General features: G+C 64.8%; 22 protein-coding genes and 1 pseudogene. 7 read left to right on the top strand and 16 right to left on the bottom strand.

Annotated features, from left to right (window positions below; translation table 11 throughout):
• Positions 1–75 precede the first annotated feature (75 nt).
• The 3 genes from AC1DNE_RS24205 to AC1DNE_RS24195 all read left to right on the top strand — a co-directional run bounded on the left by AC1DNE_RS24205 (position 76) and on the right by AC1DNE_RS24195 (position 1,937).
• Positions 76–801, top strand: a complete 726-nt coding sequence (locus AC1DNE_RS24205) for an outer membrane protein (RefSeq protein WP_476765748.1) — start codon at positions 76–78, stop codon at positions 799–801.
• 147 nt (positions 802–948) lie between these two features.
• The gene (locus tag AC1DNE_RS24200; protein ID WP_441473167.1) at positions 949–1,305 is read left to right on the top strand and encodes an HdeA/HdeB family chaperone; all 357 of its coding nucleotides are present in this window, start codon (positions 949–951) and stop codon (positions 1,303–1,305) included.
• Positions 1,306–1,442: 137 nt separating this feature from the next.
• Positions 1,443–1,937, top strand: a complete 495-nt coding sequence (locus AC1DNE_RS24195; protein ID WP_441473166.1) for an SUMF1/EgtB/PvdO family nonheme iron enzyme — start codon at positions 1,443–1,445, stop codon at positions 1,935–1,937.
• A 198-nt stretch (positions 1,938–2,135) separates the two neighbouring features.
• On the opposite strand, the gene AC1DNE_RS24190 is transcribed toward AC1DNE_RS24195, so the two are convergent.
• From AC1DNE_RS24190 to AC1DNE_RS24155, 8 genes are all read right to left on the bottom strand, one after another.
• Positions 2,136–3,758, bottom strand: a complete 1,623-nt coding sequence (locus tag AC1DNE_RS24190) for a DUF1254 domain-containing protein (protein ID WP_476841250.1) — start codon at positions 3,756–3,758, stop codon at positions 2,136–2,138.
• A gap of 275 nt (positions 3,759–4,033) precedes the next feature.
• Entirely contained in the window at positions 4,034–4,873 is an 840-nt protein-coding gene (locus AC1DNE_RS24185; protein ID WP_441473164.1) for a hypothetical protein, read from the bottom strand.
• Positions 4,874–5,675: 802 nt separating this feature from the next.
• On the bottom strand, positions 5,676–6,797 hold the full coding sequence (locus AC1DNE_RS24180) for an ABC transporter ATP-binding protein (protein WP_476765746.1): 1,122 nt from the start codon (positions 6,795–6,797) through the stop codon (positions 5,676–5,678).
• Between the two features lies 1 nt (position 6,798).
• On the bottom strand, positions 6,799–7,533 hold the full coding sequence (locus AC1DNE_RS24175) for a tyrosine-protein phosphatase (RefSeq protein WP_441473161.1): 735 nt from the start codon (positions 7,531–7,533) through the stop codon (positions 6,799–6,801).
• On the bottom strand, positions 7,533–8,420 hold the full coding sequence (locus tag AC1DNE_RS24170) for a carbohydrate ABC transporter permease (RefSeq protein ID WP_476765745.1): 888 nt from the start codon (positions 8,418–8,420) through the stop codon (positions 7,533–7,535). Before AC1DNE_RS24170 ends, AC1DNE_RS24175 begins: the two co-directional genes overlap by 1 nt.
• Positions 8,410–9,375, bottom strand: a complete 966-nt coding sequence (locus AC1DNE_RS24165) for a carbohydrate ABC transporter permease (RefSeq protein WP_476765744.1) — start codon at positions 9,373–9,375, stop codon at positions 8,410–8,412. The genes AC1DNE_RS24170 and AC1DNE_RS24165 overlap by 11 nt, the downstream gene beginning before the upstream one ends.
• A gap of 76 nt (positions 9,376–9,451) precedes the next feature.
• Positions 9,452–10,756 (bottom strand): ABC transporter substrate-binding protein, encoded by a 1,305-nt coding sequence (locus tag AC1DNE_RS24160; protein WP_476765743.1) that lies wholly within the window; start codon positions 10,754–10,756, stop codon positions 9,452–9,454.
• A 23-nt stretch (positions 10,757–10,779) separates the two neighbouring features.
• Positions 10,780–11,664, bottom strand: coding sequence for a metallophosphoesterase (locus AC1DNE_RS24155; RefSeq protein WP_441473157.1), 885 nt, complete (start codon positions 11,662–11,664; stop codon positions 10,780–10,782).
• A 113-nt stretch (positions 11,665–11,777) separates the two neighbouring features.
• Here AC1DNE_RS24155 and AC1DNE_RS24150 point away from each other — a divergent pair, with 113 nt between their 5' ends.
• Positions 11,778–12,392 (top strand): TetR/AcrR family transcriptional regulator, encoded by a 615-nt coding sequence (locus tag AC1DNE_RS24150; protein WP_476765742.1) that lies wholly within the window; start codon positions 11,778–11,780, stop codon positions 12,390–12,392.
• A 73-nt stretch (positions 12,393–12,465) separates the two neighbouring features.
• Here the strand turns inward: AC1DNE_RS24150 and AC1DNE_RS24145 are convergent, their stop codons facing one another.
• Positions 12,466–13,380, bottom strand: a complete 915-nt coding sequence (locus AC1DNE_RS24145; RefSeq protein WP_476841249.1) for an AraC family transcriptional regulator — start codon at positions 13,378–13,380, stop codon at positions 12,466–12,468.
• 96 nt (positions 13,381–13,476) lie between these two features.
• On the opposite strand from AC1DNE_RS24145, the gene AC1DNE_RS24140 reads away from it, so the two are divergent.
• Positions 13,477–14,226 (top strand): SDR family oxidoreductase, encoded by a 750-nt coding sequence (locus tag AC1DNE_RS24140; RefSeq protein ID WP_476804107.1) that lies wholly within the window; start codon positions 13,477–13,479, stop codon positions 14,224–14,226.
• A 102-nt stretch (positions 14,227–14,328) separates the two neighbouring features.
• On the opposite strand, the gene AC1DNE_RS24135 is transcribed toward AC1DNE_RS24140, so the two are convergent.
• Complete coding sequence (locus AC1DNE_RS24135; RefSeq protein WP_441473154.1) at positions 14,329–14,550, bottom strand: hypothetical protein; 222 nt, start codon at positions 14,548–14,550, stop codon at positions 14,329–14,331.
• A gap of 196 nt (positions 14,551–14,746) precedes the next feature.
• Entirely contained in the window at positions 14,747–14,938 is a 192-nt protein-coding gene (locus AC1DNE_RS24130; RefSeq protein ID WP_441473153.1) for a hypothetical protein, read from the bottom strand.
• Positions 14,939–15,440: 502 nt separating this feature from the next.
• On the opposite strand from AC1DNE_RS24130, the gene AC1DNE_RS24125 reads away from it, so the two are divergent.
• Together AC1DNE_RS24125 and AC1DNE_RS24120 are read left to right on the top strand one after the other, a co-directional pair.
• Complete coding sequence (locus AC1DNE_RS24125) at positions 15,441–15,902, top strand: Ros/MucR family transcriptional regulator (RefSeq protein WP_441473152.1); 462 nt, start codon at positions 15,441–15,443, stop codon at positions 15,900–15,902.
• A gap of 510 nt (positions 15,903–16,412) precedes the next feature.
• Positions 16,413–17,366: pseudogene (locus tag AC1DNE_RS24120) on the top strand (sulfatase-like hydrolase/transferase).
• A 9-nt stretch (positions 17,367–17,375) separates the two neighbouring features.
• On the opposite strand, the gene AC1DNE_RS24115 reads toward AC1DNE_RS24120, so the two are convergent.
• The 5 genes from AC1DNE_RS24115 to AC1DNE_RS24095 form a co-directional block, all read right to left on the bottom strand.
• Positions 17,376–18,347: a M14 family metallopeptidase gene (locus AC1DNE_RS24115; protein WP_476765740.1), complete on the bottom strand. Its 972-nt coding sequence runs from the start codon at positions 18,345–18,347 to the stop codon at positions 17,376–17,378.
• Positions 18,348–18,420: 73 nt separating this feature from the next.
• Entirely contained in the window at positions 18,421–19,626 is a 1,206-nt protein-coding gene (locus AC1DNE_RS24110; protein ID WP_441473150.1) for an NAD(P)/FAD-dependent oxidoreductase, read from the bottom strand.
• 19 nt (positions 19,627–19,645) lie between these two features.
• Positions 19,646–20,746 carry an ABC transporter ATP-binding protein gene (locus AC1DNE_RS24105; protein WP_441473149.1) on the bottom strand — a complete coding sequence of 367 codons (1,101 nt, stop codon included), beginning with the start codon at positions 20,744–20,746 and terminating at the stop codon, positions 19,646–19,648.
• Positions 20,743–22,710, bottom strand: a complete 1,968-nt coding sequence (locus AC1DNE_RS24100; protein ID WP_476841248.1) for a dipeptide/oligopeptide/nickel ABC transporter permease/ATP-binding protein — start codon at positions 22,708–22,710, stop codon at positions 20,743–20,745. The genes AC1DNE_RS24105 and AC1DNE_RS24100 overlap by 4 nt, the downstream gene beginning before the upstream one ends.
• A complete protein-coding gene (locus AC1DNE_RS24095; protein WP_441473147.1) occupies positions 22,707–23,633 on the bottom strand; it encodes an ABC transporter permease in 927 nt (308 codons plus the stop codon). The genes AC1DNE_RS24100 and AC1DNE_RS24095 overlap by 4 nt, the downstream gene beginning before the upstream one ends.
• Positions 23,634–23,639: the final 6 nt, after the last annotated feature.

Genomic DNA, 23,639 nt, shown 5'->3' with positions numbered 1-23,639 from the left:
AGTGTTAGCCGCGCCCTATTAGTAAGCGAGCCAATACGCGCGATCGTTCTGTCATTCACTAGGGGTGTATTAAAGATGTCTGCCTTTATTACAAGATTCTATGCTGGAATTGCCTTCGCGGCGTGCTCGATCACCGCGCAGGCTGCAGACTTGCCATCGCGGAAAATCGCGCCTGTCGTTCCCTTAGCCCCTGCGTTCACCTGGTCCGGCTTCTATATCGGCGCTCAGGCCGGCTGGGCGCAGACCAGAACCGAACTGACGGCAGGCGCGGCGATCGCCGGTGGGGCGGCCGCTACGTCATTACCGAGCCTGAACAGAAACGGTGCCGCTGTCGGCCTGCTGCTGGGCTACAACTACCAGATCGGCCATCTTGTCCTCGGTGGCGAGATCGACGGCGCCGCCCTCATCACTGGTAAGCAGCGATACACCGCGCTGACCGGCGATTTCATCACCGCCCATACCAACTGGGTCGGTTCGGCCAGGCTGCGTGTCGGTTATGCCTTCGACCGGTTCATGATCTACGCTACCGGCGGCCTCGCATTGGCTGCTCCCAAGTCGACGGTGACGGGCACAGGTTATTCCTTTGGTGCGGGCGACAGCACCCGTGTCGGTTGGACGCTCGGTGCCGGCGCCGAATACGCGATCACCAACAACTGGATCGCCGGCCTGGAGTATCGCTACTCACAATTCGAGGAGAATACCTTCACCTACCCGAATGGCGTCGGCGGACTCGGGATCGTCGGTTTCAAGCAGCAGTTGAGCACCAATCAAGTTGTCGGGCGGCTGCTCTACAAGTTCTGATCCGCCTCGGAACAGAAAATGACCGGGTCGGCAGGATTGCCCTGACAGGCTCGGTCTAATCAACGCCGTCGAAGTGTCCCTAGCATCCCGCGTTTCCCAGGACACCTTCGGCCGGTCTCGTTCACTAAAGCAAAGGAGAATGCTGTTATGTCCCGAACTCTCGCAGCAATGACTGCCTCGATCGTCCTTACCGCGTCGGGCATGGCGACAGCCCAGGTTCCGCTCACGAGCTATGCCGATGCGAACGGTTTCATCGATGTCCAGGAGCTGACCTGTGCTCAGTTGGCCGGCACCTTCCAGGAGGACGCCGATGCGCTCTCTGCATGGTATAGCGGCTGGTATAACGGCCTCGCCAAGAAGCACTTTCTCGACCTGAAGAAGGGCAAGGTCGTCGAGCACGAGGTCATCGTCTACTGCAAGGCCAATCCCGGGAAGAGGGTCATCGAGGCGCTTGCGGTCGTCTTCAAGGACGAACGCGCCAAGCTAGGGATCCACATGAAGTGAGAGCGGTGGCGTCGCCAATGCGGGGCGCTTTAGGGACATCATAGCGCCTTCGGAGCAAAAGAGGGGCGCGCACGCGGCGCGCCCCATCATGGGCGATCGCTTCGCATCTGAGCGGGCCGCGCGCGCTCACGAGGCGCATGAAGCCGACAGCCCCGCGATTTCATCGGGGGGCTGTCGGCTTAACCACGTTGTGCGCATCCAACGAGGACGCCGTGAGAGACGCCGGCGTTCCAGACCGCTTACTGGCTTCGCTTCCCGGGGATCAGGTAGACATCGGAGCCGCGCCGCCTCCCGACATAGTGTTCATTCCCGGCGGGACGTTCCGCATGGGCTCGGACCGGCACTACCCGGAGGAGGCGCCGGCGCGTCGCGTCACCGTCGACGGGTTCTGGATGGACCGGATCTTTCCCGATGCCCAACCGGCAGTTCAAAGAGTTCGTCAGGGCTACCGATTACGTCACCTTCGCTGGGGTCGCCCCCGATCCGAGGGACTATTCCGAGACGCTTCCGCAGATGATCGACGCTGGATCGCTCGCGTTCACGGCAGCGAAGGGCCCGGTCCGATCCGCGCGATCTGGGCAATAGTGAAGCCCGCCGAAGGGCGCGAACTGGCGTCGTCCCTGCGGCCGTAAGAGCAACATCAACGCGCTCGACAATCGCGCGGTCGTCCATGGGACCTGTGCCGACGCGCTCGCCTTAGCCAAGCCGACGGTGTGTGGGCTTGCCAGGCGCCTTCAGCCGGTCACGCACTTCCATGTCGTCCGAGTGCCGCCGGGGGCGCGGACGGAACCGGCGAGCCGGACTGCGGAACATCGCAGGCCGGCCTTTGATCACTTCACCAGTGCGATTTCGCTCGGCCGCCAGCTCTTGTCGAAGAACGACGGCAACGGGCTGTACAGGCGCAAGATCGTGAACCAGCCCTTGCCGGGGTCGGTCTGGATCCAGTTTCCGCGTGCCACGCCCTTCGGCTGCGTCGGTCCGAAATAGACCGTGGTCGTGCCATCGGCGGCAGCTTCAGCCGCGGGCGAGGGATAGTCCTGGCTGCCGGCGCGCGGGTATTTCTGCGGCGTCTGCAGCATCGATCGCGTCTGGTTGTCGTAGAGCGTGAACGACCAGAATGCCGCGGCTGGGATGTCCTTGGGCAGCGTCACCTTGTAGGTCTTGGCACCGTCAAAGGGGGTTCCCTCGGGATCGAGGAAGCCCATGAGATACTGCGAGCCGACACCCGGAATGCGCATGATCATGCCCGGGGAGTCCAACGTGTAGCCGTAGTAGAAGGCCGTGCGGGAATCGAGCGTGCGCGCGCCGGTCGGTGCAAGCGGCTTGAACATGCCGTCCTTGAAGATCGGCGGCGGGGTTTCAAAAAACGCGCCGCCCTCCCACAGCATGCTGCCCCACTGCGAGCCTTCGTAGTAGGCCCAATCCGGGTGCTTCATCGCATAGCGCCAGTTGAGCGACCGCCCGCTCGCCTGGCCGACAACGGCCGCGTCCGACAGGATCTTCTTCATGCGCTCGTCGGGCGCGAACTTCTTGCCATGCACGATGCCGATCGCGGCAAGCTGTCCTGCGAGCTCGACATCATAGCTGGTGGCGGGCTCGCTCTGGACGTTCTCGTTGATCAGTTCGAAGAAATCGTACCCGCTCGGCGGTATCGTGTTGAACGAGCGCCCGCTGGCCTCAACGAACTTCATCTCGGGAATCTTCGGCTCGCCCGCGATGTGCACCTTACCCTCAAGGGCCTGGGCAATGCTCGTTCCGTAGGAACCCGGCTTGTAGGGATAGATCTTCAGGTTTCGCTTGACGTTCTCGACGGCCGGTTTCGGATCGCCGCCGACGAGATAGGCCCGCGCGGCATAGAGTGCGAGGTTTGTCTTGGAACGGGCGACAAAGTAGCCGCCCTCAGGCAGCGGGCCGTCATAGTCAGGACCCACGATCAGATATTTGCCGCCGAGGCCACGATCCGGGCCCGGCGTGCCGATGTCGATGATCCAGGAGAACCACATGTCGTTGATGGTACCCACGGCGTTCGGCGGCTGCTCTAGCACCACCGGGCCTTTGCTCAGATCGAGCGCTGTGAGGTAGTAAACGGTGTCCGCATTCGCCGTCAGGAACAGCGAGCTCGAATCCATGAGCTCAGAAAAGATGGCGACATCGCCCGGCTTGACGCCGAGGCCTTCAAAGCCCTTGATGATCGCCAGCGCCGAGGCGCCGCGGAAGCTGTTGTTGTAGACGTTGAGCGCACGGGTGAAATCGAGCGTGTCATATACTTTGCGAGCAGTTTCGGCGGTCGGTGCACCGTCCTTGAACTCCAGCGTGCCGATGCGCGTCTGTGCCGTATCGGGCGCGCCGAGAGATCGAACGGTCTCTTGTGGAACCTGCGCAACGGCAGCGGCAGAGGGCAGCGCGAGGGCACCGACCACAGTAGCGCCGGCCAATTTCAGGTAGCGTTTCATGGTTTTTCATCCTTTGTCGCAGTTCGGGATGCCCGGTGCCGCACCCAGCACCACGCGTCAGTATGGTCGGAGATAATTATTGCGCCAGATTGATAGCGGGCGGCTGCCGTAACACCGGCGCCCATCTACTTGGCATAGTCAGAAATCGATCCCGCCGCCGCCGGCCCCACCGTAATAGACGACGACACGAGACGGATTTCAGGTCCGCCAATACCGGCGCAAGATCATATCAGTAACAGGGCGGGTAGAACGTTCGACGCGGCTTGCTTGTCCTCCTACTTCGGGAACAGGAACTGGAGCTGAGCCCTGAGCTGCCAATCGGCTGCTCCGGAGGGCTTTGCGACATTGTAGTAGGCTGCGAGCTGCGCGTTGACGGGCTGATGCCCGATCTTGAACACGCGCCCAAAACCGCCTCCGATCGGCACCGTCCAGCGGTCGCCACCGCCGGCTTCCCAGTTGGCGGTGATGATGGGAGACGAGGTCAGATACCAGCCGCCGTGGAGGTTGTAGTTCACGAAGGGCTGTAGGGTCATCGCGTTGACCGCGCCGCGGTTGCTCTTACCCGCGAAGGACCAGACGTTGTTGACGAGGACGCCGACAACCCAGGGCCCTTCGATCGCCAGGGCCACGAAGGCCGGGCCCGCCGAGTACTTGCCGGCCGTGAGGGTCTTGTCAGTGCCGGTCGGGAGCACGAAGGTCGGGCCTATGCCCCAGATGATGCCGCGCGTCGGCTGCTTCGGCGAGAAGAAGAAGCTCGGGTTGATGTCGCCCAGGCCGAACTCGCGGTCGCCATTCACCGTCAGGGCCGGTTGCGCGATCACCGGCGTGATCCAGCGCGTGATCAGATTCCAGTCCTTGCCCAGCGTGATCGGGATCACGGGCTGGATGTTGAGGACATTCTGCAGTTGCTTGTGTGGGCCGACGTTGAAATTGAAGTTGTTCTGGAAAGGCAGGCTGATCATGTCGGCAACGGGGTTCTGCGCCGCCTTGGCCAGATCGTCGGTGCTTTTCCCGTGCTCCTCCTGCGCGATAGCGAAAGAGCTGCCACTGCCCGCCAGGATGGCGAATGCGAGCCAGAATCCTAATCGCCGGCGGCCCCTGTGCAATTCAATCATGAGGTGCTCCATCTGACCTCCAGCCCGCTGTAACCGGTGGAACAGCGTGGCCCAGCGATAAGCAGCAGGCGCACTGATTGAACCGGGCGCATCCTCAGCATTGGTCCGCCACTCCCTTCAGGCTCAGCGCGAATAATCGGCGCGTCGGCGTCGGTGATGCCGGATAGCCCGCTGTGGTGTTGCGAGAGTTCCGAATGCTCGTCCGATGCCCCGCACGTCCCGCCGCTCACCCTATCCTCCGTTAGTCCGCGCAATCTCGACAAGCACCGACAGCACCAATTGGCGACCGCGCTTCCGTCTCGCCATCTCGTATCGGCTCACGGAGGCAAGTCTTGCCATCTCGCGCCAAACCCTGCGGCTCGGAACCGCCTGCATTCGGACTTATGTCGCGCCATCTGTCTTGAACAGCGGGGGCCGGTGCGGTTGATCAGCGTCGATCAGGCTTCCCAGCGCGGAAAGCCACGGGAAGACACTTGGTGCCTGACGAAACGTCCGCATGGGGCGTGATCAAACGCGATCTCAGTCGATCGGCAACGTCCGGTGTCTGGCAGCGCCTCAACGTCTGCAGATGGCGCGCAACAGTTGGCCTTCTCTCTGGCGGAGCCAATTCGTGAGCGCGATCATCCGTAGGATTTCGGCTTGCGCCGATTTCGCCTGCGCTGCTCGACCATCGATGAAGTGTTGCCGATCAACTGGCGCAACACGAAACAGCAGGCAATGTCCGGGACAATGCTTGAATGGGCAGCTCCGCTGTCAGCGCAAGCCCGAAAAGGCAAGTAATCACGGCCCTTCTCGAAGCCGGTCAAGCAGCGACGCTTTCTCCTGCCCCAGAGAGCCGCAGCTCGCCCGTCGACCGCAGGCGAAACCCGCTTGCTGCATCGAAGAGGTGGGCGGCCCCTGCCGGAATCGTCAAAGCGAGCGCTCCGGCGTGGTCATAAGTGCAACCCTTAGGTAGGATGACGGCCACCTCATGCGGCCCGACCGAGCAATAGGCTGCGCGGCTGCTCCCGAGTTCTTCGACGAGATCGACCGTGCCAGAGAGCGTGCTGCCATCGATGCTCGTCGCGACCAGGATATCCTCGGGCCGGATGCCGAAGGTGAGCTTCGTCCCCGGTGTCGCGTCACAGCTCGCGATCTGGATCGAGGAGCCAGGGACGCCGTCGATGCCGATGCGCCCCGGCTCGATGACCGTCGCTGGCAGCAGGTTCATCGCAGGCGCGCCCATGAAGCCGGCGACGAAGGTCGAGGCCGGCCTGTCGTAGATCTCCGCCGGTGCGCCGATTTGCTCGACCCGGCCGCCATTCATCACGATCAGCGTATCGGCGAGCGTCATCGCCTCGACCTGATCGTGGGTCACGAAGATCGAGGTGGCTTTCAGCCGCTTGTGCAGGCGCTTGATCTCGATGCGCATCGAGACCCTGAGCTTGGCGTCGAGGTTCGAGAGCGGCTCGTCGAAGAGGAAGAGCTGCGGCTCGCGGACGATCGCCCGGCCCATGGCGACGCGCTGACGCTGCCCGCCCGAGAGCTGGACCGGGCGGCGGTCGAGATAATCCGAGAGGTCGAGGATCGCGGCTGCCTCGCGTACGCGCCGCCCCCGCTCGGGCTTGGGAATCCGCGCGATCTTGAGCGGGTAGGCGATGTTCTCGGCGACCGTCATGTGGGGATAGAGCGCATAGTTCTGGAAGACCATGGCGCAGCCGCGATCGGCCGGGTCGAGATCGTTGACGATCTGGCCGTTGATCGCGATCTCACCTTCGGTGATGTCCTCCAGTCCAGCGATCATGCGCAGCAAGGTGGACTTGCCGCAGCCGGACGGGCCGACGATGACGACGAACTGCCCCTGATCGATTTCGACGTCGACGCCGTGCAGGACCTGCTTGCCGGCATAGCTCTTGCGGAGCCCGGAAAGGGAAAGCTGGGCCATGTCAGGCATCCTCCAGCAGGCGCGTCTTCAGCGCGGCGATAGTGGCGTCGGTGAGGCCGATCGCGAGCAGATAGGCTTCGACCGAGCCGTGATTATCGCCGATATGTGAGATGGTGGCCGCCATGGTCCGCGGCTCGCAGGCGAGCAACGGGCGCAAGGCCGGGATATCCGCTCCGCGCTCCTCGGCCTCCGCGATCAGCCGATCGAGCAGCGGCGCGATCATCCGCTTGGTCAGGGCGTAGTCGTCGAGGATGGTCTCCGTCTCAACGCCGGCCAGTGCCAGCAGCAGCGCGGCGATGAGGCCGGTGCGGTCCTTGCCGGCGGTGCAGTGGAACAGCACGACGCCCTGCGGCGCCTCGGCGATCAGCGTCAGCACCTGCGAAAGCGCTGCATGCCGGGTGGTGAGCGCCTGGATGTAGAGATCGAGCAGGACGTCGCCGGCGGATAGGTCGCCGGGCGCCAGCCGTTCGAACAGCGAGACATTGTGATAGGCGATAGCCGGATGCGCGTGGAAGGGGTTGGGCCGGCTTTCCAGCTCGTGATCGTGCCGCAGGTCGATGACGGTGGTGACGCCCTCTCTCATCAGCACGGCCATGCCGACTTCGTCGAGATGGTGCAGGCCGTCGGCGCGCAGGATGCGGCGCCAGCGCGTCTCCCCTGGACCGGCGGCATAGCCGCCGAGATCGCGGATATTGAAGGTGCCGGGGACCGGCAGATGGCGTTGGCTGACGGGCATCATCGGATTCCGGATTTCATGAAGGACTGGATCACCTGCCGCTGCAGGACGACGTAGATGACGAGGATCGGCAGGCTGGCCATGGTCGAGGCGGCCATCAGCGGGCCCCATTGCGTGCCCTCCGAGCTCATGAACATCTGGATGCCGATCTGGACGACGCTGTTCTGCGGCGAGCGCGAGAGCAGCAGCGGCCAGAAATATTCGTTCCAGGTCGAGATGAAGATCAGGATCGCCAGCGAGGCGATGGTGCCGCGCAGATTGGGCGTGACGATCTCCCACAGGATGCGCCAGCTCCGGGCTCCGTCCATCCGTGCCGCTTCCAGCACCTCGCGTGGGAAGGAACGCATCGACTGTGCCAGCAGGAGGATGGCGAGCGCCGCGGCGAAATGCGGCAGGATCAGCGCCAAGAGATTGTCGAGCAGGCCGAGATTGGCGACGAGCAGATAGTTCGGGATCATCACCACCTGGAAGGGCACGAGCCAGGTCAGCGCGATCAGCGTGTAGATCAGCTTGTCGAAGGGAAAGCGCCAGCGGGCGAAGGCATAGGCCGCCAGGAGCCCGGTGAAGAGCTGCACGACCGTGACGGTGGCGGCGACCACCAGCGTATTGATCAGCATCCGCAGGATCGGGATCGCCTTCAGCGCATAGGCGTAGTTGTCGAGCGAGGCCGTGCTCGGCCAGAGCGTGGTCTCGAAGATCGCGTTCGCCGGGCGCAGCGACGAGACGATCATCCAGTAGACCGGGAACAGGCAGAAGATCGCCAGCACCACCATCACCAGATGGCCGGCGGCGGTGTTGCAGCCCCAGCCCGCTTTCACTTTGCGCGGGCGGCGGGCCGGCCTCGGCAACGGCCGCGCCGGCGTGAGCGTCATCGCGTCAGTTGTCATGGAAGGAGTACCTGTCCATCAGGCGGAAGAGCACGAAGGCGAGCGCGCCGAAGCCGAGGAAGAGGATGACGGCCGCAGCCGAACTCCAGCCCACCGAGAGGGTGGAGAAGCCGAAATCCCAGAGAATGTAGAAGATATTGGTGGTGGACCCGAGCGGCCCGCCGCCGGTCAGCACGTGGATGTAGGAGAAGCTCCATTGCGCGCCGAGCAGGATCGTCATCAGCGTCAGGAAGAGGATGGTCGAACGCAGCAGCGGCAGGCGGATGTCGCGGATGATCTCCCATTTCGAGGCCCCGTCCATGCGCGCGGCCTCGATCAGCGACGGGTTGATGTTGGCGTTGGCGGCCGAGAGGATCAGCGTCGAGAAACCGATCAGCTTCCAGCCCGTCAGGACGATAATGGTCCAGATCGCGACGGCAGGATCCTGCAGGAAGCGGACGGGGCGGAAGCCGAAGAGCGTGATCGCTTCGTTGACCATGCCGTGGCCGGGATCGAGCAGCCAGCGCCAGACCGCGGCGGCGACCACGGGAGCGATGATCATCGGCACGAAGATGATGGCGCGATAGATGTTGCGGGAGCGGGCCGGCAGGTCGTGCGTGTAGATCGCGACCGCCACCGGGATGATGACGGCGAGCGGCACAAGGCCGAGGATGTAGATGCCGGTGTTGCGCAGCGCCAGCCAGAACTTCGGCAGGGCGAAGATGTTCTGGTAGTTCGTCCAGCCGACGAAGGTCATCGGCGCGCCCGGCAGCATGTTCCAGCGGAAGAAGCTGAGCCGGAAGGCATCGAGCAGCGGCCAGTAGATCCAGAGGATCAGCGTAACGACTGCTGGCGCCAGATAGAGCCAGGGCGCAATCCGCCCGGCCGAGGCGCGCCGGGTTGGCGCGGCAAGACGGGCCAGGCGCCGGGGTTGCGACGGGGCCTGCATGGGGCCGCTCAACGTGGCGTCCGACATCGGGGCTCTCGATAATGGGGGTGAAAGACGTCCTGTGAGCACGGCCCAGCGCAAGCTGGGCCGGCGTCGTCGGCGATCAGTGCGGCATCAGGGCCTGGGCACCGTCCTGCGCAGTCTTCATGGCCTCGGCAGGCTTCATGCCGCCGAACACGGCCATCTCCGCACCTTCCATCATCATCTTCTGGATCTGGCGGTAGTTCGGGCCAGGGAAGGAGACCCAGGGCTCCAGCATCGCGAGCTGTTCGAGATTGGGCTTGATCAGCGGATGCTTCTTGACCCAGTCGCCGAGATATCGCGGATCGTCGACGATGTCGGTGCGCAGCGGCAGGTAGCCGATCTGGGAGGTGATGACGGTATAGGCCTCCTTCGAGGTCATGAACTTCATCAGCTCCCAGGCGGCGCGGCGCTTGAGCTGATCGCGGCTGAGGATCACCAGCGCGCTGCCCGAGTTGTTCGGGCGCTGCGGCTTCTCGCCGAAGCGCGGCATCGTCGAAGCGCGCAAGTCGAACTTGCCCTGCGCGCCGCGGATCAGGAAGCCCTGGATGGCGGAGGTCTGCAGGTACATGCCGATATTGCCGGCGGCCATGCCTTCCATCGCCGCGTCGATCTCTAGATTGGTGTAGGCGCCGCTCTCATAGAGGTCGCGCAGCATTGCAACGGCCTCCACCGAGGCCGGCTCGGCGAAGGAGAGCGTCTTGCGGTCCTGCGTCAGCAGGCTGCCATTATTGGAGCGCAGCACGCCCTGGAACAGCCAGTCGCCGGCCGAGGGGCCGAAGATGCCGGTCGCGATGCCGGCCGCCTTGGTCTTCCTGGTGATGGCGAGCGCCGCGGTCTTGACCTCCGCCCAGGTCTTCGGCGGATTGTCGGGGTCGAGGCCCGCTGCCTTGAACAGGTCGGCGTTGTAGAACAGCACCGGGGTCGAGAAGGTGTAGGCGAGGCCGTAGGTCTTGCCGTTCATCATGCCGAGCTTCAGCCCGTTGGGCGACATCCCCGCGAAATGCGCCTTGCGCTCATCCTCCGGCACGATGTCCTCGAGCGCCGCGACGCCGAGATTGTCGACGCCGAAGGCGAGGTCGGAGAACACCAGCTGCACGACGTCCGGGATGCGGCCGGCGGCGACGTCGGCCTGCACGCGGCTGGTCAGCTCAAAGGAGCTCGCGCCGACCGGCTCGACTTTGATGCTGGGATTGGCGGCTTCAAATTGGGCGATCAGCCGTTTGGTCGCCTCGGCGCCGTTGCCGGCCGAGGCGAGGTTATAGTTGTAGTAGCTGATCGTCACCGGGCGGTCGACGGTCGTTGGCACGGGCTGGGCGAGCGCCGGAAAGATGGCGCCCGCAGCCAGGAGCGCGAGAGCGCCCTGCAGGAAAGACCTGGCGTTCATGATCATGGTTCCTCTGGGGAAGGTCATTCAGCAGCCAGCGCTGCGGCGTGGGCCTCGGCCTCGTAGCGCTTGATGATCTCGGCCATGCCCGAGAAGCTGTGGACCTTGAGCTCGCGGCGCTCGGCCGGCTGCGGCACGAAGGAGATCGTCAGCCCCGAGGGACGGACGGTCCCGATCGCGAAGGAGGCGCCGGAGACCATGCGCAGCTCCTCGTGCAGGCGCAGCACGTCGGTCGCGGCGTGCTGGCCGATGCCGACGATGACCGGGATGCCGTGCCAGTTGCTGACGCGATCGTAATGGATATGGCCGGAGAGGATGCCGAGTACGTTCCTGCGGCCATCCAGCAGCGCGCGTAGCGCTTCCGTATCGGCGAAGGAGAGGGCCTCCCACTCCAGATCCGGCTGGTCGGCGTCGAGTGCCGGCGCGTGGTGCATTGCGATCAGCTTCGGCAACTCGGGCTCGCGGTCGAGCTCCGCCGCCAGCCAGTCGAGCTGGCCCGGTTCGAAATGCCCGCCGATCTTATAGGGCGTGCTGGTGTCGACGAGGATGACATGGACGCCGTCGATCACGGCAGAATGGTCGTAAGGCGCGGACAGGTCCTCGGTCCGGCCGAGCATGGCCGGGTAGAAACCCTGGCGCTTGTCATGGTTGCCGAGGGTGAAGAGCACCGGCAGGTCGAGCGCGGCCTCGGCCAGGATGGCCTTGAGCTGCTCGTAGCTGCCGATGTCGCCGCGATTGGTCAGGTCGCCGCTGGCGATCACGAAGCTTGGCTTCGGCTCGACGCGCTTAACGTCGGCGAGGATCGCCCGCAGCGTGGCGGAGGTGTCGGAATAGAGATGGTCGTCCTGCACGGCCGGGTCGCCGATATGCAGGTCGGTGAGGTGGACGAAGGTCAGCGGGTGCGACATGGCGGAGCTCTGCGTCAAATCGAGGGGGCGCAGACGGACACGCTTGCCGAAGGCCGCGTATTCGCTCTTGCGCGAGGACGGCGGCACCGCTACCTAGGCATCATGACAACCGAATGAACGTTCATTCAATCATGGATGCCGTCTTTTTCGACAAGCGCGAGCGAATCCTCGCCGCGGCCGCCACGTTGATCGTGCGCAATGGCTTGCAATGCTCGATGGCGGAAATCGCCGCGACGGCGGGCGTCGCCACCGGCTCGCTCTACACCTACTTCAAGTCGAAGGACGACCTGATCCGCGGCGTCTATGCGCAACTGACCGAGGCCGTCGCCACGGCGCTGATCGTCCAGCATGATGCCGCAGCCGCCCCCGAGGCGCGGCTGCGCCGCTATATCGAGGACTATATCGCGTTCATCTGGGCGGATGCCGACCGGGCGCTGCTGTTCGAATATCTCTCGAATGTGCCGCTCGTACCGGCGGCCGAGATGCTGCAGATCTTCGCACCCGTCACAGCATTCACCAACGGCGTCATCCGGGATGCCCGCGAGACCGGCGTGCTGCGCGACTTCGGTAGCCACGACATGGGCGCGTTCATCGGTGGCGGGCTGCGCAACACCCTGAAATGGATGCGCGCCCGTGGCGAAGAGCTCAGCCCGGAAAGGCGCCGGCAGCTCGCAGCGATGTGCTGGTCGGCGATCGCTGCCGAGCCCACGATGGCCGGCAAGGATTGACCGCGCCTAGGCGCCCTCGGGCGTTCCGGCCCGACACATCGACAAATATTGCGACGGCGGATGCTACGAGTCGTTACCTGAGCTCCATTCGCGCATATCGACCCGGTGGCTGGCCGACGTGGCGGCTGAAGGCCGTGCTGAACGTGCTCGCGGAACCATAGCCGACACGCTTGGCGACTTCGTCCAGCGCAACATCCTGGCTGCGCAGAATGTCCTTCGCCACAGCCATGCGCCAGGCGAGAAGATATTCCATCGGACGAAGCCCGATCGTGCGCGCGAAGCGGTCGAAGAAGGCGGAGCGCGACATTCCCGCCGCATCGGCGAGTTCGACTACCGTCCAGGCGCGTTGCGGATCGTCGTGCATATCGCGCAATGCCTTTGCGACGCGTGCGTCCGACAGTCCGCGCAGCAGCCCGGGCGGCGTATCCTTTCCTTGCGACGAGCGAAGCGCTTCGATCAGCAGCACTTCGACGAGACGGGCCAGAACGAGGTCGCGTCCGACATTCTCTGCGTTCGCCTCCTCGCCGACGAGCCGCACAAGCGTGGACAGCCTCTCGACGCCGCGGATGTGCGCGATCGTCGGCAGCAGCGACACCAGCAGAGCGCTATCCGGCGAGCCGAATTCGAAATAGCCACCGAGCAGGCGGACATCGGGCGGGACATCGGGCGGGCCATCGGGGCGGCCATGCCGGACCTCCTCCGTCGGGGCAGGCGTCGCTTTGGGATCGATGCGCTTTGGCGTCGCCCGCTCGAAGCCCGACATGGTGAAGGCTGGCGTTGCCGGCAGCAACACGAAATCACCGTTCTCAAGCGTGACAGGCTGCTCTCCATCGACCGCAAGGCGGCATCTGCCCTCTAGGACGGCACAGAAGCCTGGTTGGCCGAAGGCGGAATATCGAACGGCCCAGCAACCTGCGCCGCTGATGCTCTTGGAGAAGACCGCGCGCGGTCGCAGCAATTCAATGAACTGGGTGAGTGGATCAGGCATTCGGACTTCCGAAAACTAATCTCGGACTTATGATTGATGATAGTCCTGATTGTGGAGGCTATTTCTCTCTCGTCAACGCGAAAGAGGATCATCCTTATGAAAGCCGTGCTCATCACCGGCTGCTCGTCAGGCTATGGCCTGGAGACCGCGCGCCACTTCCATGCCCAAGGCTGGACCGTCATCGCCACCATGCGTAATCCGCGCGAAGGCCTCCTGCCGAAGTCGGACCGGCTGCGCGTGCTGCCCCTAGATGTCACCCGGTCCGAAAGCATCGCTGCTGTCCTTGAAGCGAGCGGCCCAATCGACGCCCTCGTCAACAATGCCGGGATCGGCGTGGTGGGTGCCTTCGAGGCCACGCCCATGTCGCATGTGCGCAAGGTCTTCGAGACCAACACGTTCGGCGTGATGGCGATGACGCAGGCAATCATCCCGCAGTTCCGCGCGCGCCGCTCGGGCGTCGTCGTCAACGTGACATCGAGCGTGACGCTTGCCGCTATGCCGCTGGCAGCGGCCTACACCGCGAGCAAGCAGGCCATCGAAGGCTTCACGGGGTCCCTGGCGCACGAACTTGGACACTTCGGCGTCCGGGCCAAGCTGGTCGAGCCGGGCTACGGGCCGACGACACGCTTCGCGCAGAATACCAATGTGCGCATCGAGGATCTGATTCCGGAAGCCTATGCCGCCTTTGCTGCCCCGATTTTCGAGGCGTTCGCAAAGCCGGCAATGGTGACGAAGGAGACCGATGTTGCAGAAGCTGTCTGGCAGGCGGTCAACGACGTCTCCGGGCAGCTCCGGTTTCCCGCAGGCCCCGACGCCATAGCCCTGGCGCAAGCCCTCCCGGGCTGAGAACCGCCCTGAGATAACGAAAGGCGGCGCGGCTTAAACGACCTTGCCGCCATCGTGGCCTTTCAGCGCAACAATCCATCGACGATGCCGGCGGGCTTACGTTCAAGCCGCTTTTGATTGTCGGTACCGTTCGATCGCCCGGTCCCTCAGCTCGTCCTCATCCTCCGCGACAGCTACCAGCGCGGCAACGATATAGGCCAGCCTGACACGTTCTCGCTCGTCAAAGGCATCGGGAATGCTGTCTCTGACTTCGTTCCAAGCAGCCTCCAAGGCCCCCTGCGCCCGAGCGAGGTCGACAGGATCACTCAGCGATGAGAATGGCATAACTCCCACCTCCGTAACGATAATGGACGGAGGAAAAATTAGCGCGCTGCTCCGACATGGCAATGTCAAATGCTAAGCCGGCCCCTTTTCGGAGACCGGGCCAAGCTTGGTGCGGCCGTCCTTTGATACGCCGCATATTCGACCACTTGGACGACCAGGCGGTTCTCAACAGAATAGGCCTCCCCCAGCTATCCGCTTAGTCGTCGTAGTGGACGAGGTGATCGCCGAAGTACGCGTTCTTCATCAGGCTGCCCATGGAGCTCAGCGTGTCGCCGAGCTTCACGAGCGCCTTGGAATGGAGCAGGCCTCCTTCATCGAACAGGCCGCCGCCGTTGATGGCCTCGAGGTCTTCGTCATTCAGGGCAACGTTGTTGAGTTCTTCGTTCATGACCGGCTCCTTTCGACTGGGTGTGATGTCGTTGGGGCGGTTATAGGAGCCTGCGACTTACACCGGCCTTACAGCTCAGCTCTCGGTCGATCTCGCAGAACACGGCCTCTTTCGCAGCTCATGTTGACTCGCTGGACCGGCAGGAATTTCAGCAGGTGGCTTGGGAAATCGCACTACGTTCGACGGACGATCGGCGGCCTCCGTTCGCACGACCGCCTCCATCACGAGACCGATCGCGCGCCGCAGCTGATCATGCTCCTGCGTTTCGGCCACCAAGGTCTGAGCGGCTTTGATTAAGTGCGCGCGCGTGGCCGCGTAGTCGGTTTCCATTCGGGGTCCCTTTCGAACATCGGGACGCTGCCACCGGAAATGTAAGGCCCTGGAAAGAGATAATCTAAAGTTTTACGTACATTGAATCCGCGACGATCTTATCGGCAGAGGTTGCCGCGCATACTCGATCTGCTAAAGCCACCTTATCGCAAGTGAATATTGGCAGGGAACCATGCCTGATAGCAACACGGAACTGCTTAGCCTCTCAGCAATGGTCGTGGCCGCCTACGTCCAGCACAACAGCTTGCCGCAGTCGGACCTCGCTGGATTGATCCAGCAGACGCACACAGCTCTAACCGGATTGGGCAAAGCGTCCGAGCCGATCCTGGAGGAGGTCAAGCTCGTTCCCGCTGTGCCGATCAAGAAGTCGATCACCCCTGACTGGTTGATCTGCCTCGAGGACGGGAAAAAATTCAAATCCCTGCGGCGCCATCTGACCTCTAAGTTTGGACTGACACCGGCGCAATACCGCGCGAAGTGGGGGCTGCCGTCCGACTACCCGATGGTAGCGCCCAACTACTCCGAAGCTCGAGCGAAACTGGCGAAGTCGCTGGGACTTGGCCGGAAGGCAGCCGCGCCGCTGCCTCCTGCAAAGCCCACTCGCGGCGGCCGGAAAACTCCAACAGCCAAGTAAAATGGGCCAGCTCAACCCAACCTGACCGCGCGAGGTCGAAAGGGGCCGGATCGCTCTTGCTATGGCCTTCAGAGCCGAAATAAAAAAGTCCCCGCTGGCTTCGGCCCGCGGGGCTATGATGCGTGCGTGACAACTGACCCCTGCCGGATATCGGATGCCCCTTCCGCCGCGCCGCAACCATGGCATCCAGTTCCACCATTGATACATTGCCGCAACCGGGTCGTCGGCGGTATGGATCGGTTGAACAGGAGAAGATGCTTCGGGTTGACGCTCGACGGCATCTAGCTTGGCAATGGCCAGCCTCTCCACGAAGTTAATGTGACATCACCCTCTAGTATCGGAAATACCGCAATCGATGAGGCGCTTCATTGTTGCGACGGGCTTTCTTGATGCAGATTAATAAACGCGCGTGACGCCCTGTTAAAAAATAGCCCTGCAGCGCGCACGGCATAAAGGCGGCCCCCCGATTATTGCTGTCGCTGTCGTCCGGCCGCGCGTCATGCGGAGCCGATGGACGCCTCCACGAGCCATGTGGTGGGCGATGCGTCACCAGAAATTAAGAGAAAGGGTGCGCACGTCATGAATAAGGACCAGCACCTCGGAAAGCCGCAAGATGGTGTCGCGGCGAACAGTGAAGACGTCAGACGGCGCGACATTCTCTTGAGCGGCACGTCCTTGGTGGTGGCGTCGGTGCTCACGGGTGGCCTGGCGGACTCCGCTTGGGCTCAGCAGGCCAACAGGCCGAACATCGTCATCATCCTTGCCGACGATCTCGGCAATGCAGACCTTGGCTACCGCGGCAGCGACATAGAGACCCCCAATATCGACAAGCTCGCAGCCGAAGGCGTACGGGCGGAGTCCTTTTACGGAATGCCGGTCTGCACCCCGTCACGGGCGCAGCTGATGACCGGCCGTTATGCCATGCGATACGGCTTGCAGACGCTGGTCATCTTTCCGAGCCATACCTTTGGGTTGGCGACCGACGAGCGCACGCTGGCGTAGGCCCTGAAGGACGTCGGCTATCAGACGGCGATGGTCGGCAAGTGGCACGTCGGCCATGCCGATCGGAAATACTGGCCACAGAGCCGCGGCTTCGAGCACTTCTACGGCAACCTCGTCGGCGAGGTGGACTATTTCTCCAAGGAGCGAGGCGGGATCATTGATTGGCAGCGGGACCGCAATTTCGTCGAGAAAGACGGTTACTTCACGACACTGATCGGCAACGAGGCCGTGAACATCATTGAGAAGCACGACACGTCGGGGCCGCTGTTTCTCCACGTTGCATCGCTTGCCCCGCACGCTCCCTGTCACGCTCCTAAGCAGGACATCGAGGCCTACAAGAATGCGCCGGGAGATGTGCATCGGCACACCTATGCCGCGCCTCCTGATGCCACAAACGCGCGTCAACTTTTGGCGCCCTGGTCCAATGTCCTGATTGTCAACGGCGCTTCCGCGTCGCGCTGAACCAACCATTCAGGTCGCATCGATTGGGCTGCCGACGTTCCCGATCAGCTGCCCTTTGGCGACGAAGGCGTGCTCAGTTTGGCGCAGGATATAGCCCGGCATCGGCGCCTTGATCTCCAGCGCCGCTGCCGATCGGCCGCCGGTCGGGTGTAGCCGGGCGACGAGCTGCCCGCTCTCGACCTTGTCGCCGAGCGCGACGCAATGCTCCACCAGCGCCGGCCACGGCGCGAGATACTGCCCCTCCGGACCCGCAGTGAAATGCACGCCTGAAAACGGCGCCGGCGCGAGCTGCGGCCTGATGGCGCCGAAATCGGCCAATGCCCGCAGCAGGCCGTCCTCCATGATCGTCAGCTCGGCGGGCTTCATCCGGCCGCCTCCGCCCTCGACCTCGATCGAGGCGAGGTCGGCCAGCTTGGCCGCGCCGCAGGCCGTCTCGTCGATGCCGTCGACATGCTGGACGAAGCGGTAGCCCCAGGCTTCCATCAACCGGTTGAGGCGGGTGTCGTCGACGACGCTCTTCTCCGTCGCGAAGCCGAAGACCATCGGCACCACCGAGACGTCGCCGCCGCCAGCATGGACGTCGATCAGAATGTCGACGGCGGGGAAGAGGCGCCTCGTCACGAAGGCGCAGAGCCGTTCCGTGGGCGTACCGTCGTCCTTGCCGGGGAAGCAGCGGTTCATGTTCTGGCCGTCGAAGGGCGAGAGGCGCTTGCCCTTCTGCGCGGCTGGGAAGTTCAGCGAGGGGATGATGATGACGCGGCCGGTGACATCGGCGGGCGTCAACCGTTCGGCCAGCCGGCGCAGCACGATCTGCGCCTCGTATTCGTCGCCATGGATGCCGCCGAGCAGCAGCACCGAAGCGCCCGCGCCATTGTTGATGCAGCAGATGATATCCCCTGCGATCCCCTCCAGCGGCCCCGCGATCGGGCCGAGGTCCTGGATGATCTTGCCCGGACGGGCCGGGTTGAAATCGGTCAGCATGAATCCAAATCCTGTCTTGCAGCGGATGGGGTCTTCCCCCGTCCGCTGGTTGGCATGGGCCACGTAGGAAGGCTCAGGCGGCGGCGCGGCCGAGCGCGGCGGCCTTGAGCATCTCCGCCGGCTTGTGGAAGCGCAGCGGCGAGAACGGCTCGAGCGCCTCCGGCTTCTCGCCGCTCTGGATCCAGTCCGCGAACAGCTTGGTGAAGCCGAGCGAAATCGCGAAGCCGTGGCCCGACCAGCCATAGCCATAGGTCAGGTTCGGCAGCGCCTCGGCCCGCCCGATCAGCGGTATCTGGTCGACCGCTACCGCCTCGACCCGGGAGGCATCGACGCTGAGGAAGCTGGAATTGTCGATGAAGGGCAGGGTCAGCACCGCGTCGGTGATGTTCTGCGTCATCGAGCTGAGCGAGCCCTTCCACAGCCCCTCCGGGGTATGGCCGACATGGGCGCCGCCGGACAGCATGATCGTGCCGTCGGGCAGTTGCTTCACCGCGAGCCGGCGATGGGCGTGCGAGAGCAGATGGTTGACCGTCTTGTTCAGCGGGTTCGAGACGAAATGCATCTGCGGCATCAGATTCCAGATCGGCCCGAGCTCATGCGGCTTCAGCACCGGCTTCAGCAGCGCCTCAGCGCCGGCATTGGCCACGACGACCAGTTGCGATCCCACCGGCACGCTCTCGCCGCTGGAGAGCTTGACCGCGGTCACCGTGCCGCGGCTCTGCACGATCTCGGTGACCTTCGCGCCCGTGCGGATCACGACGCCGGCCTTTGCCGCCTCCTTGGCGAACTGGCGGGTCGCAAAGCTGTGGTCGCCGACGCCGTCATTCGGGCACCAGATGGCGCCGAGGATGCCGGGCGCCAGTTCCGGCTCGCGCGCCAGGGCCTCGTCGCGCGACAGCACCTGGGAGGGCGTGCCGAGGCTGGACTGGGCGGCGGCCGTAGCTTCCATGCGGCCGCGCACCTCATGCTCGCGATGGCCATAGGAGACGTCGTAGATCTTCAAGCCGCCGACGCGCCGATAGCCGACACCGCCTTCGATCTTCGCCTGGTAGTCGGCCCAGAGCTCCTGCGCCAGTGCGCAGATCGGCAGCTCGCGCAGGTCGCGGCCGCAGGCGCGCACGCCGCGTTCGCCCGGCCCGCCGGAGGCTCCGCCGGCGATCTCGCCGGCTTCGAGCAAGGTGACGCTGCGGCCCGCCTTCGCCAGGCGGTAAGCCAGGCTCGTTCCGTAGATCCCGCCGCCGACGATGACGACTTCGGAGGCGCTGTTGTGATCGGACATCGATCGAATCCTTCGTCTTTCAGCTCGCTTGGATGTGGGGGCGTTGATCCGCGAAATGGCAACTTGCGGCGCTGCGGCCCCCGGGCGCAGGGTGGAGATCGGGCGTTTCCTCGACGCAGCGGCGGGGTAGACGCCCGTCGGGCGTGCCGACGCTCGGCGCGCCGCCGGCCGCGAGGTCGCGGGCGAGAGGGCACCGCGTATGGAAGCTGCAGCCGCTCGGAATGGCCAGCGGACTTGGGATCGAGCCTTCGAGAAGGGCCGGGCGCGCATCGCGCATCGACGGCGCGACCGGTGCGGCGATCGCCATCAGGCTACGCGTATAGGGATGGCGTGGGGTCCCGCAGACCTCCGCCACATCGCCCTGTTCGACGAAGCGCCCGAGATACATGACCCCGACCGCATCGGCCATATGGGCGACCAAGGCGAGGTCGTGGGTGATGACGATATAGGTCAGCGCCAGGCGCGCCTGCAGCTCGGCCAGCAGATTGATGATCTGCGCCTGGACCGAGACGTCGAGCGCGCTGACCGGCTCGTCGAGCACGAGGATTTCCGGTTCGCAGATGATGGCGCGGGCGATGGCGGCGCGTTGGCGCTGGCCGCCCGACAATTCGTGCGGATAGCGCTCCAGATGCGCCGCATTGAGGCCGACCATGGCCATCACCGCGTTGATGCGCTCGATACGGGCGTTGCGCTCTCGATGCAGGCCGTGGACGGTCAGGGCCTCGGCCAGCGTGTCGAACACCGTCATGCGCGGGTCGAGCGAGGCACGCGGGTCCTGCAGCACCAGTTGGACCTTGCGGCGCAGGCTGCGCAAGCCCGCCTTGTCCAGTGCCGAGAGCCGGGTGCCGTCGATCGTGACCTCGCCCTGCGTCGGCTGCAGCAGCCCGACGATCAGCCGGGCGAGCGAGCTTTTGCCGGAGCCGGATTCGCCGACGATGGCGAAGCAGGTTCCGCGCGGCACGCTGAAGGAGACGCCGTCGACGGCGCGGACCACCGGCGCGGCGACGCGGCTCAGGAGTGCCTTGCGGCCGCCGAAATGACGGCTGACCTCCGCGACGACGACGATGTCGTCGAACTCGCCGTCGGCGCGGCGCGGGGGCAGGCGGAAGGGCGCGTTCACAGCTGCCCCTCCTCGGCGAAGAAGCAGGCAATCTCGCGCCGGGCGACCGGGCGGGGCGGCGGCTCGTGCTCGGCGCATTCGGCCCGGCCCAGCGTGCGTGGGCAGCGCGCCCGGAAGGCGCAGCCGGCCGGAAATCGGCCGACCAGAGGCGGCTCGCCGGGGATGCTGCGGAGCGGCTGGCCGCGTGCCTCTCCCCTAGAGGGAGCGGAGGCGCGCAGCGCCAGGGTATAGGGATGCAGCGGGCGTTCCAGCACGGTTGCGACCTCGCCGCTCTCGACGATGCGCCCGGCGTACATGACCGCGACATCGTCCGCGAAGCGCGAGACGAGGTTGAGGTCGTGGGTGACGAGCAGCACCGCCATGCCGCGCTTCATCTGGATCTCGCGCAACAGGGTCAGGATCTGTTGCTGGATCGTGACGTCGAGAGCGCTCGTCGGCTCGTCGGCCAGCAGAACCTGCGGGTCCTGGGCGAGGGCGATGGCAATGACGATGCGCTGCTTCATCCCGCCCGAGAACTGGTGCGGATACATGTCGAGGCGCCGCTCCGGATCCGCGATCCGGACGTCCTTCAGCAGGGAGATGCAGCGCTGCCGCACGGTCCGACCGTCGATCTGCGTGCCCGCCCGCACCGCCTCGGCGATCTGGGCGCCGATGGTAAGAACGGGATTGAGCGCGCTCGCAGCATCCTGGAAGACGACGCCGATCTTGCGCCGGCGCAGCGCACGCAGAGCCGCAGCGGACAAGCCGATCGCAGGTTCGCCACCGATGCGGATGCTTCCCGCCGTGATCGCGACTTCCTGCGGATTGGCCAGCGTGCCGATCGTCCGCAGCAGGGTCGACTTCCCGGAGCCGGACTCGCCGACCAGCGCCAACGTCCGGCCGGGCTGGATCGTGAGATCGACACCGCGGACGACGTCGAGCAGTCCGTCGCGCGCCCGGAACGCCATGCTCAGGCCTCGAACCGAGACGGCGCTCCCGGCTGCGGGCTCGGACACCGTCGTTGTAGGCGCGCTCCGGGTGCCACGCCGCAGGAAGGCGAACAATCGCGCGCGCCCGGCACTGCGGCGGCTGGTCGGGTCGTAGATCACGCGCAGCGCCTCGCCGAGCAGGTTGAAGGCGAGAGCGGAGACGGCGAGGAACAGCCCCGGAAAGGTCGCGAGATAGGGATGGCTGCGGATGTAGGACCGGCTTTCGCCGAGCATCGTGCCCCATTCGGGGAAGGGCGGCTGCGTCCCCAGCCCGAGGAAGCCGAGGCCCGATGCCGAGAGCAGCGTCGAGGCGAAGAGCAGGGTCGAGAGCGTCAGCAGCGTGCCCGCGATGTTCGGGAGCACATGGCGCAGGATAATCCGAGCGGGGTTGGCCCCGAGCGCGGCGGAACCTTCTATGTAGGGTTCGGCCAGGATGCTGAGCGTCACCGCACGGGCGGTGCGCGCGAAAACCGGGATCGAGACGACGCCGACCGCGATGATGACGTTTTGCGTGTTGGCGCCGAGGATCGCCACGACCGCCAGCGCGAAGACGATGTCCGGAAAGCTCAGCATGATGTCGATGACGCGCATCAGCACGGCCTCGATCCAGCCGCGCCGCCAAGCGGCGAGGATGCCGAGCGGCACGCCGATGAGAAACGCCATCGTGACGCCGCCGACGCCGATCCCCAGCGTCGCGCGGGCGCCGATCAGAACGCGGCTGAAGACGTCGCGACCGAGTTGGTCGGTGCCGAACCAATGCGCGGCAGAGGGGGCGCGCAACGTCTGCGCGAAGTTCTGGCGAAAGGCGTCCTGTGGCGCGAGCATCGGCCCGAACACCGCAAGCAGCAGATAGAGGATGACGAGCGTCAGCCCAATCGCGCCTTTCGGCTGGGCTAGGATGCGCCGCAGCAAAGTCCAGCGCTGCCGCGGCGCGGCTCGGCTCGTATCCGCGAGGGGAGGGGCAAGGTTCGCCGCCATGTTCTGCACCAGGCTCATGCCGGCCTCTCTTCCTCGCGCGTGCGCGGGTCGAGCCATTGCGTCAGCAGGTCGGTGACGAGGTTGATGAGGACGAAGAAGACCGCGAACATCAGGATCGCGTATTGGATGACAGGGTAGTCGGCGCGCGATACCGCATCGACGAGCAGGCGGCCGACGCCGGGAATGCCGAAGACCGTCTCCGTCACCACGGAGCCGCCGAGCATGCCGCCGAACTGGACGCCGGCGACGCTCACCGCCGCGATCAGCGAGTTGCGCAGCGCATGTGCGAGCACGACGCGCGTCTCGCTCAGCCCCTTGGCGCGGGCGGTGTCGAGATAATCCTTGCCCATCGTCTCGGTCAGGCTCGCGGCGACGAGCCTGCTGAACATTGCGGCCGGGCGCGTGGCGATCACCAGGATCGGCAGGACGAAATGCGCGGGCGTGGAGGCCCCCGCCGCGGGCAGCCAGCCGAGATTGACCGCAAACAGCCAGATGCACAGCAGGCCGAGCCAGTAGATCGGCATCGAGATGCCGGCGAGCGTCAGCACCGTGATGGCGGCGTCCGCCAGGCCGCCCGGCCGCATGGCGCTGACGATGCCGGCGAGCGTGCCGACGACGACACCGATCAGCAGCCCGCCGATCGAGACGATCAGCGTATTCGGGAGCCGCTCTGCCAGCTCGACGACGACCGGGCGATGGGTCCGGAAGGAGGTCGCGGCGGCAGGGTCCCAGATGCCGCGCAGGAAATGCCCGTAGCGGGAGAGCAGCGGCTCGTTCAGGCCGAGGAACTGGCGGATGCTCTCGATCTCCTCGTTCGAGGCGGTCGGTCCAGCGAGGATCTGCGCCGGATCGCCCGGGATCAGGTCGACGAACAGGAAGACCAGCAGCGAGACCGCGAAGAGTGTCGGCAGCGCACCGCCGAGGCGTCTGAGAACGAACATCGTCCT

It is taken from the genome of Allobosea sp. 05L423 (assembly GCF_056397745.1).
This window is presented reverse-complemented; position numbering and strand designations above follow the sequence as displayed.